Annotated in this window: 12 protein-coding genes and 1 tRNA gene; 10 read left to right on the top strand and 3 right to left on the bottom strand. The window is 44.8% G+C overall.

The genetic code is table 11. From position 1 onward, the window contains the following. Positions 1-20: 20 nt before the first annotated feature. The 6 genes from CLIN57ABFB40_RS18070 to CLIN57ABFB40_RS18045 all read left to right on the top strand — a co-directional run bounded on the left by CLIN57ABFB40_RS18070 (position 21) and on the right by CLIN57ABFB40_RS18045 (position 6,084). Entirely contained in the window at positions 21-1,046 is a 1,026-nt protein-coding gene (locus CLIN57ABFB40_RS18070) for an ORF6N domain-containing protein (RefSeq protein ID WP_175631375.1), read from the top strand. Positions 1,047-1,253: 207 nt separating this feature from the next. Continuing rightward, positions 1,254-1,583: a helix-turn-helix transcriptional regulator gene (locus CLIN57ABFB40_RS18065; RefSeq protein ID WP_025017970.1), complete on the top strand. Its 330-nt coding sequence runs from the start codon at positions 1,254-1,256 to the stop codon at positions 1,581-1,583. After that, entirely contained in the window at positions 1,570-2,817 is a 1,248-nt protein-coding gene (locus CLIN57ABFB40_RS18060) for a primase-helicase family protein (protein ID WP_175631374.1), read from the top strand. Before CLIN57ABFB40_RS18065 ends, CLIN57ABFB40_RS18060 begins: the two co-directional genes overlap by 14 nt. Positions 2,818-3,044: 227 nt before the next feature. Continuing rightward, entirely contained in the window at positions 3,045-3,392 is a 348-nt protein-coding gene (locus CLIN57ABFB40_RS18055; protein WP_175631373.1) for a hypothetical protein, read from the top strand. Between the two features lie 32 nt (positions 3,393-3,424). Continuing rightward, positions 3,425-4,168 carry a hypothetical protein gene (locus tag CLIN57ABFB40_RS18050; RefSeq protein WP_175631372.1) on the top strand — a complete coding sequence of 248 codons (744 nt, stop codon included), beginning with the start codon at positions 3,425-3,427 and terminating at the stop codon, positions 4,166-4,168. Between the two features lie 365 nt (positions 4,169-4,533). Next, a complete protein-coding gene (locus CLIN57ABFB40_RS18045) occupies positions 4,534-6,084 on the top strand; it encodes a mobilization protein (RefSeq protein ID WP_175631371.1) in 1,551 nt (516 codons plus the stop codon). Positions 6,085-6,186: 102 nt separating this feature from the next. On the opposite strand, the gene CLIN57ABFB40_RS18040 is transcribed toward CLIN57ABFB40_RS18045, so the two are convergent. After that, positions 6,187-6,750, bottom strand: a complete 564-nt coding sequence (locus tag CLIN57ABFB40_RS18040) for a Crp/Fnr family transcriptional regulator (protein WP_118295918.1) — start codon at positions 6,748-6,750, stop codon at positions 6,187-6,189. A gap of 160 nt (positions 6,751-6,910) precedes the next feature. Between CLIN57ABFB40_RS18040 and CLIN57ABFB40_RS18035 the strand changes: the two genes are divergently transcribed. Genes CLIN57ABFB40_RS18035 through CLIN57ABFB40_RS18025 form a run of 3 tightly spaced genes read left to right on the top strand, consistent with a single transcriptional unit; the run spans position 6,911 to position 8,921 of the window. Continuing rightward, complete coding sequence (locus tag CLIN57ABFB40_RS18035) at positions 6,911-7,237, top strand: DMT family transporter (protein WP_118931237.1); 327 nt, start codon at positions 6,911-6,913, stop codon at positions 7,235-7,237. 13 nt (positions 7,238-7,250) lie between these two features. Further along, positions 7,251-8,444, top strand: a complete 1,194-nt coding sequence (locus tag CLIN57ABFB40_RS18030) for an MFS transporter (RefSeq protein WP_175631370.1) — start codon at positions 7,251-7,253, stop codon at positions 8,442-8,444. A gap of 30 nt (positions 8,445-8,474) precedes the next feature. Then, entirely contained in the window at positions 8,475-8,921 is a 447-nt protein-coding gene (locus CLIN57ABFB40_RS18025) for a hypothetical protein (RefSeq protein ID WP_118931239.1), read from the top strand. A gap of 284 nt (positions 8,922-9,205) precedes the next feature. Here CLIN57ABFB40_RS18025 and CLIN57ABFB40_RS18020 read toward each other — a convergent pair. After that, a tRNA-Leu gene (locus tag CLIN57ABFB40_RS18020) sits at positions 9,206-9,289 on the bottom strand. 163 nt (positions 9,290-9,452) lie between these two features. On the opposite strand from CLIN57ABFB40_RS18020, the gene CLIN57ABFB40_RS18015 reads away from it, so the two are divergent. Then, positions 9,453-10,535, top strand: coding sequence for a mannose-1-phosphate guanylyltransferase (locus tag CLIN57ABFB40_RS18015; RefSeq protein ID WP_175631369.1), 1,083 nt, complete (start codon positions 9,453-9,455; stop codon positions 10,533-10,535). A 146-nt stretch (positions 10,536-10,681) separates the two neighbouring features. Here CLIN57ABFB40_RS18015 and CLIN57ABFB40_RS18010 read toward each other — a convergent pair whose 3' ends face one another. Next, positions 10,682-12,331, bottom strand: a complete 1,650-nt coding sequence (locus tag CLIN57ABFB40_RS18010; RefSeq protein ID WP_175631368.1) for an AMP-binding protein — start codon at positions 12,329-12,331, stop codon at positions 10,682-10,684. Positions 12,332-12,350 lie beyond the last annotated feature (19 nt).

Genomic DNA, 12,350 nt, shown 5'->3' with positions numbered 1-12,350 from the left:
AACTCATTTAATTTAATGATATGGATAAAGATATCATCACCCAAGAAATCAATGCCGAATATCTGAAAGGCTATATATACAACATCAGAGGTGTCCGTGTAATGCTGGATATGGATTTAGCCAACATCTATGGCTATAGCACCAAAGATTTTAATCGCCAAGTGAAGAACAACATTGAAAAGTTTGAGCAAGACTTCATGTTTCAGTTGTCCGATGAAGAGTGTGAAATCTTGAGGTGCAAAAATTCCACCTCAAGTTGGGGCGGTCGTAGATACAACCCTTATGCTTTCACCGAACAAGGAATATATATGCTTATGACTGTGCTGAGAGGAGATTTAGCAACCAAACAAAGCAAAGCTTTGATTCGTATCTTCAAGCAGATGAAAGACTATATCGTAGATAATCAGCCATTATTAGGACAAAGGGAATATCTGCAACTGTCTTTGCAGACAACCCAAAACACACAAGACCTGCTTGACTTGCGTAAATCTCTATCTGCTGTTGATGACAAGGTTGCCAATATTATAGATACACTTGGTAATGTAGTGACAAAGTCGGAATTGGCAAATGTCATGCTTGATTTTGGCAATCCTTCAGTAAGGAGAGGTTGGATGATACTCAACGGTCAGCCAGTTGAATCGGATTTGGCTTACCAACATATTTATGCCACCGCCAAGAAAACGATTTTTGTGGTTGATAATTACATCGGATTGAAGACACTGGTACTTCTCAAAGATATTCCAGCTAATGTGAATGTTGTGGTATTCTCTGACAATATCGGTAATCGGTTGCACCAAACCGAGTTTAACGATTTCTGTCGGGAATATCCCAATGTCACCATTTCGTTGCAAACGTCTGGGGGTATATTCCACGACAGATATATAGTCATTGATTATCAAACTCCAGAAGAACAGATTTACCATTGCGGTGCTTCATCGAAGGATGGAGGTAATAAAGTCACGACAATCACAGCGGTTACAGATGGAGCTATTTACCATCCTGTTATAGACCAACTTATTCAAAATCCAGTGTTGACATTGAGATAAAACCATTTTCAGATGAACCCAATTAATTGCTTTACATTTCGTTTCTTTCGTTCTGTATTTCGGCGAAAATAGCGAAATGCAAATTACTAAATTATAGCGAATTACGTTTATACTTTTGTGCCATCGTTCCAATGTCGGAGCGGTGGCACAATCATTTATAATGCTGCCAAAGTGATTGTGTCGGACTATGGGCAGTACATATATGCTATGACAGATTTAATGCAAATCATCTCCAACAGCACGGCTAATATCAAATTGGAGATTACGAGTGAAGACTTACGTTACTTCTCTAATGAGCTTATTAACCGTGCGGTGAATGAGGTGGCAATTGCACTCAAAGCCACCAATGAAGATAAGCTACTGACACGTGAGGAAGTCAAGGAAATGTGTGGTGTATGCGACACCACCTTATGGCTTTGGAACAAGCGCAATTACCTTAAAGCAATCAAGGTAGGCAACAAAGTAAGATACCGCCTCTCAGACGTGAAGCGCATCTTGGGGGAAACTAATAGAATATCTGATTATGGAAAAGATTGACAATGTTCCTGTGGCTCCTACAAATGAAGAAGTTGAGAATATCGGAGAAGAGTATGTCCGTATAGGCACAACCTTGTTTCGTATTATCAATCAGCCAATGATGAATGGTTCTTTCCGCAAAATGCGGGTTGAATGGAAAATGAGCGTATTCCGATTAGACCACGGCAAGGATGAAGCGGCACTCATTCCGAAATATGACGGATTCTGCACGATACCCAGTCATACAGATTACCGTTTGAACGTGAATAACTTTTATAATCTCTATGAGCCAATAACCCATATTCCTAAAGAAGGTGAGTTTGGACATATACATTCATTGATTGAACACATCTTTAGTGAGCAATATGAATTGGGAATGGATTATCTTCAACTGTTGTACCTAAAACCAACACAGAAGTTACCAATACTTCTATTAGTGTCGGAAGAACGAAACACGGGTAAGAGTACATTCCTGAATTTTCTGAAAGCGTTATTTCAAGAGAATGTGACATTCAACACCAATGAGGACTTCCGTAGTCAGTTTAATGCTGACTGGGCAGGCAAACTGATGATTGTTGTGGATGAGGTGTTACTCAACCGCAGGGAAGATAGCGAGCGATTGAAGAACCTTAGTACGGCGCACTCGTACAAGATGGAGGCTAAGGGCAAAGATCGTTATGAAGTGCAGTTCTTCGCTAAATTCGTATTGTGTTCCAATAATGAAAATTTCCCTGTTTACATTGAGCCAGAAGAAACACGCTATTGGGTAAGAAAGATTAGTAGATTGGTAGCGGACGACACCTCCTTTCTTCAGAAATTGAAAGATGAGATACCCGCATTTCTGTACTATCTACAACATCGGAATCTGACTACCAAAGAAGAAAGCCGTATGTGGTTTGCTCCATCACTTATCCGCACGGAAGCATTGGAGAAAATCATCCGCTGTAACCGTAGCCGCATTGAGCTTGATATGGCAGAACTGTTACTTGACATCATGGACACAATGCAGGTGAATGTGGTGGATTTCTGTATCAACGACCTATTGGCATTGTTCAATTATTCCATGGTAAAGGTGGAACGCCATCAGGTGAGGAATGTTCTGCAGCAGTGCTGGAAATTGGGGCCTGCACCCAATGCACTGTCTTACTCCACCTATCAAATATCCGTGCTGCCAGGACAGAAGTATTCTGTATCGCACAAAAAGGTGGGACGCTTTTATACCGTTACCCGTGAAAAATTAAAAAACTACCGTTGAGATTGTTGAATATGATGAAATATAAGGGAAGGCATATAAATAAGGGGTTACCATTCAACAACACCATCAACAAAATTCAACAAAGAATTTTGCCTGCCAAAAAAGAAAAAGATTGTGTACAGCATCTCTATTTTTCTTTTTCCCTCTTTTTGAAATCATCTTCAACAAAGTCAACAAAATCAACTATGGAATGAATAATCGTAAAACCTGACTTAAATGATATTCGTATGAAAGAAATAGAGTTGATACAATCTATCACACAGCGAGACCCGATATTGGCTAATGCGGTCAGTCGGATGATTAACTACATCCAAGACAGATGGGCAGCACCTTATCCGTCCAAAGAACAGACGGAAGCGGTCAATGCCTACCTCCGTTCCGTTCATGCGGACGGTGACGGAGCAATGAACGAAACGAACATCGAACACCGCAGGATAGCCACACAGCGCATAACGATAAACGCCATCCGTGTGCTTGACAGTGAACAGCTCGACCGCCTGCAGGACGTGCTGAACCGCATAGCGGCAGACAGGGAGTATTATATGCCTGAGCGTGGATATGGCTTGGGAAGGTAGATGACCATAGTAACATCATAATATCATAGACCATGTGCAAAGAGAAACAGACCATACACTACTGCACCATTCTTTCGGCCGGGCAGTGGGATTTTCTTTTGGAAGGCAAATCTTCCGCTTTCAGGCAGAAGTGCCTGTATCGGCTGATGACCGGTGCGGTACGGGAAAGAACCGCTTATAAAATCAAAGGCGTTGAGATTGTTTTGGAGGTGGGACAGGTGGCAGCTTCCGATGTGGAGCTGGCAGAGTTTTTGGGCTGCAACCGCAAGACCATCGGCAAGCTAATCGACAGCCTTAACAGGCTCGGTATGCTGACCACCCGAACCAACAACCGTACTTCCGTCCATTCCCTGCATTTCCTCACAGGCTGGTATGCCGGAGGTGTCCTCATAACCAATCCCCATTATGTCAGACCTTCGGCAACCGCCAAAGGACAGACGGGCAATGTGCGGACACCTGTTTCCTATGGCTCACCGTCAGAAAACGGGCAGGATGCCGCACTGGATGAAAGTCAGTCCAGAGGGCAGGAAGCGGACAGCATGGCGGCAGGCGCAGCAGTCCTTTCTTCTTCCCTTTGTTCGTCTGAAATTTCCAACCCGTCAGCCGACAGACCGGATGATGACAGTCATTATCCACCGTCTGATATGTGGGAGGCTGACGAAGCCGGGAATCCCCCAATCATAGACAGTGGGGACGGAGCAACTGACGAAAACGGTACGGAAAGCCCCAAAGAGGCGCAGGACGGAACGATTGGCGGCGAGGATGCCCCGGAGTAAGATGCAGGGGACTGAAAGGCGCAGAACGCAGATTTGGACGTTGCTCCGCTTGCGGAGTGTGAGCTACCGGACTTGTCCCGGTATAGCCCACTATAACTACACGCTTCGCTTCCGTAGTTGTGGGCTCTCCCGAGGGGCTGGGCTTTGCCCCGTCCCACTTAGGACGCTGCCCTAAGAACCCGGTCGGAGACTGTCAGCCCCCAACACCCCTGACCAAAGAGTGACCCTCTCTTTGGAAACTCCGCTCAGAGGTCTCGACCCCTGAGAACCCCGAGCAGGAAGTGACCCTCTCCCTGCACCCTCCGATTAAGGCTCCGCCCTAATGACCCTTTTCCTATTGTAAATCTGTAAACATCATCATGCCTATGGCACAGAAGACATCAATCAACATCAAGCCCTGCAACATCGGAAGCAGCGAGGCGCACAACAGGCGGACAGCGGAATACCTCGCGCATATAGGCAAGGAAAAGTTCTATGTCCGCACCGACCTCATGGCGGCAAACGAGACATGGGTGGCACCTGATTTCGGCGGCACATCCCTGTCGGAACGCTACAATCAGATAGCCGCGATGGTAAAGGAAAAGACAGGTCGGGCGATGCAGACCAAAGACCGGGAGCGTGTGAACAAGAAGACCGGGAAGGTGACCGTCGTGCGCGGCAGTACTCCGCTCAAGGAGGGTGTCGTGGTAATCAAGGATGATACCACGCTGGAGCAGTTGCAGCATTTCTGCGAGGTGTGCAAGGGGCGGTGGGGAATCACAGCTTTGCAAATCTTCATCCACCGTGACGAGGGGCATTACGGCACTCCCGGAGATACCGCCACATGGAAGCCCAACCTTCACGCCCATATCGTATGGGACTGGATGAACCACGACACCGGGAAATCCTGCAAGCTGGACGAGAAAGCCATGAGCGACATGCAGACGCTCTTGGCTGAGTCTCTTGACATGGAAAGGGGCAGCTCAAAGGAGCAGACGGGAAAGGAGCATCTTGAACGCGCTGACTTCATTCTTGCCAAGCAGAAGCAGGAAGCCGAACAGGTAAAGGCGGAAAAGGAAGCAGCCGAAGCCGACAGGGATGCCGCGATCCGTGAAACGGACAATGCCAAATCCGAACATGAAAAACTCCAGATCGGGAACGAGGAGAAGCAGCGGCGCAGCGCGGAACTTGACAGCGAAATCGCCGAAAAGGAGGAACGCGCGAGAGAGGTTGACCGGGAGAACACGGACAGCATAAAGTCCGGCATCGCCAACCTTTTCGGCAAAGGCAAGTACGCAGCCATCGAGCAGGAGAACGAGAGACTGAAAGCCGAGAATGAGCATATCAAAGAATCTTTCCCCGATGCCGTCAGGAAAGAGGTGGCGAAACGGACGAAGGCACTGACCGAGGCGAAGCGTGCGGTCGAACTGGAGCGTGACAGTGCCATGGCAATCGCTGACACTTATGAATCCGAGAGGGACACGGCTCTGCGACAGCTTCAGGAGCAGAAGACCGGGGAGCAGCACCGCATCAGCATGGCGGTGAGCCGGGCAACGGCGGAGAAGGACAAGACCATAGAGCGGTTGCAGGGTGAACTGAAATCGAGCCGGGATATTCTGAATATCATCGCAGATATTCTCTACAAGGCAAGCGAGGTGTTCAGGCGAGCCGTTGAAGCGATTATCCATTTCGCCACGGAGCGGTACAAGTCTATCTTCTCTCCCTCTGAAGCCGCCGACATCAAGAGCGTGATGCAGAGCTACGGAGAGACCACGGAGCAGCAGAAAGCGGTCGGCGCATGGCTCTGTGACTATGCGGAACACCGACAGCCCTTTGATGAAATAAAACATCGCCATACACTCAACGAGGTTGGCGATGTCGCGGAAGGTCGGTATGATTGGAGGATTGATAGAGGACGAGGAGGAGTCAGCCTGTAATCCTTTTTTCACAATCCTCTTTTCAAAATAGTGCTTGAGAAGCATATATTTTGGCTTCTTTGTAGCACTTTTGATATTTATGCTTTGACTGTTTGCTCGAAGTTATCTTACTTTTGCCCTAATCCGGCTCAGACTTGCCTGCGTTACGCCTAAATAGGTGGCGATACTTCCCAACGGCAATCGCTGTAACAAATCTGGTTCTTTCTCCAATAGCTCCTTATACCGTTCCGAAGCGATAGCGGACAACATAGAAATCAGCCGTTCCTCAGTGGCAAGCAGCTCCATCTCCGCATAACGCCGTCCCCAATTGGCGATGTGCAAGTCTTCCGAAAACAACTCTTTCAGTTTTTTCCTTTTCAATACATATAAAACGGAATCTTCCATCAATTCCATTGTTTCATATCCCGGCTCGTCATTTACATAGCCTTTCATAGAAACAAGGGTCGCTCCCTCTTTGCCGACCCAAAAAGTAATTTCTTTTCCATCCACCGAAGTATAGGCACGGACAATGCCTTGTTTAATGAAAAAGATGTCTTTCTCTACCTTGCCGCATTCCAATACTCGGAATCCTTTGGGATATGAGACTTCCGTCAGGCATTGTCGCAACCTGTCCAAAGATGCGTCCGGCATGGCATATCTTTGGTTGATGATTTCCTTTATATCCATAGTTCATTGCTGTTGTTAGTGTGCAAAATTATAAAATAGCATACGGAAACGAGAATAAACAGATGTTTTTTGTCAAATGAAAAGTCTGTTTTTGCCAAATGCAAAAAGCTATTAGGGATTGCTTATTTATTTTTGCGCCCGAATTTAATAAATCATAGGTATGAATTGGATAATCTTATTATTGGCAGGATTGTTTGAGGTGAGCCTCACATTCTGTTTAGGGAAAACGAGAGCGGCATCAGGAGTTGAATTTTATTTGTGGGGAAGCGGTTTCCTTGCCTCTACCGTACTGAGCATGGCTTTGCTTGCCAAAGCAGTACAGACTTTGCCTTTGGGAACTGCGTACGCCATTTGGACGGGAATCGGAGCGGTTGGTACGGTTTTGATTGGGATATTCGTTTTCAAGGAACCTGCCACTCCCATACGGCTTTTCTTCCTCTTCACGCTCATTGCATCCTTGATAGGATTGAAAGTCGTGTCATACTGAAAGGAAGTGACAAATGAAGTATGAATTAAGGGAAAACCAAGGCATTCCGGTACCTCTGCTGGCTCTGATGGCAGTTGCTACCGGACTTTCCGTTGCCAACTGCTACTACAACCAACCTTTGTTGGGTAGCATGGCAAAAGATTTCACGGTAAACGACTTTTCTGCTAGCATGGTAGCGACACTGACACAGATAGGCTATGTGACCGGACTTGTGTTTGTCATCCCGCTTGGTGATTTGGTCTCACGAAAGAAGCTGATATTGACCAATTATATCATATCTTCGTGCGCCTTGCTTGCCATAGCCCTTGCCCCGAACATCTATTGGGTGTGGGGCGCATCATTGCTTGCCGGCGCATCTTCGGTTATGCCGCAATTTTTCATTCCGTTAGTATCTTACTATTCACCCCCTGCGCACAAGGTGCGTAACGTAGGGATTATACAATCTTGCCTGCTCATAGGCATTCTTGGTTCACGGGTATTCAGTGGCTTTCTGGCTGACGTATGTGGATGGCGTTCCGTCTATTTTGTGGCTTGCTTGTTTATGCTCGGATGCTTCCTGATGATTCACAGGATGCTACCCATGCTGTCTGCCAGTTCTCAAGAAAGTTATGCAAGGTTGATGAAATCTTTGTTGCGCCTGCTCTCCCAATACCCGTACTTGCGTATAGCATCGCTGAGGGCAGCATTGGCATATGGCTCGTTCTTCGCTTTGTGGAGTTGCCTTGCTTTTCGGATGAAACAGGAACCTTTTTTTGCTAGCGACGACATTATCGGAGCACTCGGTTTGTGTGGACTGGCAGGTGCATCCGCGGTGGTTTTCATCAGCGGCTACGTCCAAAAGTATGGTGCGAGGTTCTTCTCTATTGCCGGAGGATGTGTAGTGTTGGCTGCATGGATACTGGCATTTTGGGGGAATGACAGCTATTTGTGGATAATAATTGCTATCTTGCTGATTGATGCTGGTATGCAATGCATCCATTTGTCGAATCAAACCAGCGTAGTCGCCCTTGACGCATCTGCCATCAATCGTATCAATACCGTTTATATGACCATTTACTTTTTGGGTGGTTCTGCCGGTACATTCGTTTCCGGTCTGTCTTGGCAGCATTATGGGTGGACAGGTGTAGTATGCACGGGAATATTTTTCATAGTGGCTTCTCTCCTTGTCAATTGCTCAAAACAAAAAGTTGATCCGGCTGGAATGTAACATATTCATTTTATAAATAAATTCGCTCCAATGAAAATCGTATTTGTGTGTACCGGTAATGCAAGCCGCTCGGCAGTTGCCGAGGTCATTTTGAGAAAAATGATTCAAGAAAAGAATCTTGAGGACATTGAGGTGTCGTCATGTGGAACAGATGTTCCATACGGACAAGAACGTGAAGGAATCATGTGTCAAATAGCGGCGGAGCATGGATATTCGATGGGTGGTAAGGCTGTGATGATAACTGCGGAATTGGTTAATGCAGCAGACCGAATCATTGTTATGACAAGGCAACATAAGACCGAAGTGATACGGTTATTGGATCCATCACATTGGAATTGTATCGCATTATTTAACGACATCTGTTTCGGAGAATCTTCAGACCTCCCGGATCCTCACTATCAGTCAGCACAGGTATATTACACATGCTTCAATACCATCGAGAAAGGATGTAGGGAGATAGTCAGGAAATTGAAATAATCGAACCCTTGTCACCATCTTTAAGTTGTTTTCCGGGAGTTAATGTACCCGGCTTGTTTCTTGGACTGTATATAATATTGATTTTCAGTAGTAGTAAGAAATTCCTTGGCTAATACTTATCGCTTTCCATCTATTCAATATATTGCAAGGAGAATAATGTTTAAGCGTATTCAATTCCATTTAAAGAGTTGCCGAATAAGTCCGTGTGGGAACAAAACGGGAACAATAGACATAAAATAAAATCGACTAAGCATTGACTTTCAATTACTTAGTCGATTTGCTTGTACCCAGACCCGGGGTCGAACCGGGATGGAAGTGAATCCACTGGTGTTTGAGACCAGCGCGTCTACCGATTCCGCCATCTGGGCGCATACTTGATTTCTCAATTGCGGTGCAAAGATACAACATTATTTTGATTCCACAATAGTTTGACGAAAAAAAGGAGAAAAAAATAATAAAACATATCTTAAACACTTCTCTATTCAGAGAATAAACCGTACATTAGCAGAAACTTTAAATAGAGTCACTATCATGACAAATCAGGATAATTATTGCGTGATTATGGGTGGCGGCATTGGAAGCCGCTTCTGGCCGTTCAGCCGCAAAACATTGCCCAAACAATTTTTAGATTTCTTCGGAACGGGTCGTTCACTTTTGCAACAGACTTTTGATCGGTTCCAAAAGGTTATCCCATCAGAGAATATTTTCATCGTAACCAATGCAATGTATGCGGACTTAGTGAAGAAACAATTGCCCGAAGTCGACGAAAAACAAATTCTACTGGAACCCGCAAGACGAAATACCGCTCCGTGTATAGCATGGGCCGCTTACCACATCCGGGCACTGAACCCGAACGCCAATATCGTAGTCGCTCCTTCAGACCATTTAATTTTAAAAGAGGATGAGTTTCTTGCCGCTATCGAGAAAGGACTTGATTTTGTTTCACGCTCGGAAAAGCTACTGACATTAGGAATTAAACCCAATCGCCCGGAAACAGGGTACGGATATATACAAATAGACGAACCCGCTGGAGAAAACTTCTATAAAGTAAAAACATTCACAGAGAAACCGGAACTGGAATTAGCCAAAGTATTCGTAGAAAGCGGAGAATTTTACTGGAATTCCGGCCTGTTTATGTGGAATGTAAATACAATCATCAAAGCAAGTGAAGATTTACTGCCTGAATTAGCTTCCAAACTGGCACCGGGAAAAGATATTTATGCCACCGACAAGGAGAAAGCATTCATCGAAGAAAACTTCCCAGCATGTCCTAATGTATCCATCGACTTCGGCATTATGGAGAAAGCAGATAACGTGTATGTATCATTAGGAGATTTTGGCTGGTCCGATCTTGGAACTTGGGGATCACTTTATGATTTATCGGAAAGAGACCCGGAAGGCAATGTTACGCTGAAATGCCATTCTCTTATATATAATAGTAAAGATAATATGGTAGTACTCCCGAAAGGCAAACTGGCCGTTATCGATGGACTGGAAGGATTTCTGATAGCCGAATCGGACAATGTCCTTTTGATTTGCCGCAAAGATGAAGAACATGCCATCCGTAAATATGTAAACGATGCCCAAATGCAATTGGGAGATGATTTCATCTAATAACACGTTACTAACGCCGGAGCATAAATCGGACAAAAGCATACAAATAGCGAACGGTGAACAAACTGCAACCAATCATGCAGTTCGTTCACCGTTCACTGTTTATTATCGAAAAACCTTGTGTGTCTTTAAATAATCATAGGGCTCTAAATAATCTCTATTCCCTGCTCTTTGCAAAGTTGCAATCCCAAATCTTTCAGTCTGAACTTCTGAATCTTTCCACTGCCAGTCATCGGAAATTCATTCACAAAGAAGATATATTTCGGAATCTTATAACGAGATATCTTATTTCTACAGAAATCACGTACATCGGCTTCCTGCATTTTGACTCCTTCCTGCAAGATAATAAATGCTCCTACTGCCTCACCGTATTTTTTAGAAGGAATACCTGCTACCTGAACATCTTTCACTCCATCAAGTTTATAAAGAAACTCTTCTATTTCACGCGGATAAATATTCTCGCCACCCCGAATAATCATATCTTTGATACGCCCGGTAATCCGGTAATTTCCATCTTCATCCTTGATACCCAAGTCACCGGAATGCAAGAAGTTATTTTCATCAAGCACTTCTGCTGTTGCTTCCGGATTTTTATAATAGCCTTTCATGGTGTTATAACCACGGTTACACATTTCACCTTGCACACCTACCGGACATTCTTCACCTGTTTCCGGATCAATTACTTTTACCTCCGTAAATTCAAAATCACGTCCTACCGTATTACAACGTACATCAAACGGATCATCAATACGAGAAGCCGTCATACCTGGAGCAGCCTCTGTCAATCCATATACACTGGTCACCTTCATATACATCTTCTCTTCTACCTGCTTCATCAATTCGACAGGACAGAGAGAACCTGCCATAATACCCGTACGAAGACAAGACATATCAAAGAGGTCGAACATCGGATGATGCAACTCGGCAATAAACATAGTCGGTACACCATAAAGAGCTGTACAACGCTCTTTATGAATAGAAGCCAGCACAACCAACGGATCGAAACGCTCCACCATCACTTGCGTACAACCATGAGTCAGACAGTTCATGGTAGCCAACACTACTCCAAAACAATGAAATAATGGAACACAACAACAAAGCTTGTCATCTGCCGTAAACTTCATGTGTTCACCGGTCAGAAACCCATTATTGGTTATATTATAATGCGTCAGCATCACTCCCTTTGGAAAACCGGTAGTCCCCGATGTATATTGCATATTAACCACATCATGACAGTCAACCTTGTTTTTGAGCTCGCTCAAACGGTCATCTTCCACATTATTTCCCAACAAAAGAATCTCCGCCGTATTATACATACCACGATGCTTTTCCTGACCTACATATACTACATTGCGCATACATGGAAAACGCTCACTCTTCAAATGCCCGCGTTCACAGGTTTTCAACTCAGGAAGCATCGTATAAGTCATTTGTACAAAGTCGCTATCTTTTTCTCCATTCACTATACAAAGCGTATGCATATCCGAGTTTTGGCAAAGATACTCTAATTCCGATTGCTTGTAGTTCGTATTTACTGTAACATATACTGCACCAATTTTCGCGCAAGCATACAATAATGTCAGCCAATCAGGAACATTAGCAGCCCAAATACCCACATGGGTACCTCGTTCCACACCAATGGCGATCAGACCTTTCGCCATATCATCTACACGCTGGTTAAACTGGCTCCAGGTAAAACGGAGATTACGGTCGGAATATACAATATATTCCTTATCGGGAGTCTCTTCAGCCCAGTGTTCCAGCCACTGTCCCAAAGTACGATCAAATAATTGCATGTAATTATACTTAAATCTT

Origin of the sequence: Bacteroides acidifaciens (assembly GCF_903181435.1) — a bacterium.
GTDB lineage: Bacteria > Bacteroidota > Bacteroidia > Bacteroidales > Bacteroidaceae > Bacteroides.
The sequence above is the reverse complement of the archived record's forward strand: the minus strand, read 5'-3'. Positions and strand labels throughout refer to the sequence as shown.

What these genes read in the sequence shown, in the direction of transcription:
- CLIN57ABFB40_RS18055 (WP_175631373.1), top strand. Translation starts at nt 3,045, where the DNA reads ATGAAAGAAATAGAGTTGATACAATCTATCACACAGCGAGACCCGATA.
- CLIN57ABFB40_RS18070 (WP_175631375.1), top strand. Translation starts at nt 21, where the DNA reads ATGGATAAAGATATCATCACCCAAGAAATCAATGCCGAATATCTGAAA.
- CLIN57ABFB40_RS18060 (WP_175631374.1), top strand. Translation starts at nt 1,570, where the DNA reads ATGGAAAAGATTGACAATGTTCCTGTGGCTCCTACAAATGAAGAAGTT.
- CLIN57ABFB40_RS18065 (WP_025017970.1), top strand. Translation starts at nt 1,254, where the DNA reads ATGACAGATTTAATGCAAATCATCTCCAACAGCACGGCTAATATCAAA.
- CLIN57ABFB40_RS18035 (WP_118931237.1), top strand. Translation starts at nt 6,911, where the DNA reads ATGAATTGGATAATCTTATTATTGGCAGGATTGTTTGAGGTGAGCCTC.
- CLIN57ABFB40_RS18045 (WP_175631371.1), top strand. Translation starts at nt 4,534, where the DNA reads ATGGCACAGAAGACATCAATCAACATCAAGCCCTGCAACATCGGAAGC.
- CLIN57ABFB40_RS18050 (WP_175631372.1), top strand. Translation starts at nt 3,425, where the DNA reads ATGTGCAAAGAGAAACAGACCATACACTACTGCACCATTCTTTCGGCC.
- CLIN57ABFB40_RS18030 (WP_175631370.1), top strand. Translation starts at nt 7,251, where the DNA reads ATGAAGTATGAATTAAGGGAAAACCAAGGCATTCCGGTACCTCTGCTG.
- CLIN57ABFB40_RS18025 (WP_118931239.1), top strand. Translation starts at nt 8,475, where the DNA reads ATGAAAATCGTATTTGTGTGTACCGGTAATGCAAGCCGCTCGGCAGTT.
- CLIN57ABFB40_RS18015 (WP_175631369.1), top strand. Translation starts at nt 9,453, where the DNA reads ATGACAAATCAGGATAATTATTGCGTGATTATGGGTGGCGGCATTGGA.
- CLIN57ABFB40_RS18040 (WP_118295918.1), bottom strand. Translation starts at nt 6,750, where the DNA reads ATGGATATAAAGGAAATCATCAACCAAAGATATGCCATGCCGGACGCA.
- CLIN57ABFB40_RS18010 (WP_175631368.1), bottom strand. Translation starts at nt 12,331, where the DNA reads ATGCAATTATTTGATCGTACTTTGGGACAGTGGCTGGAACACTGGGCT.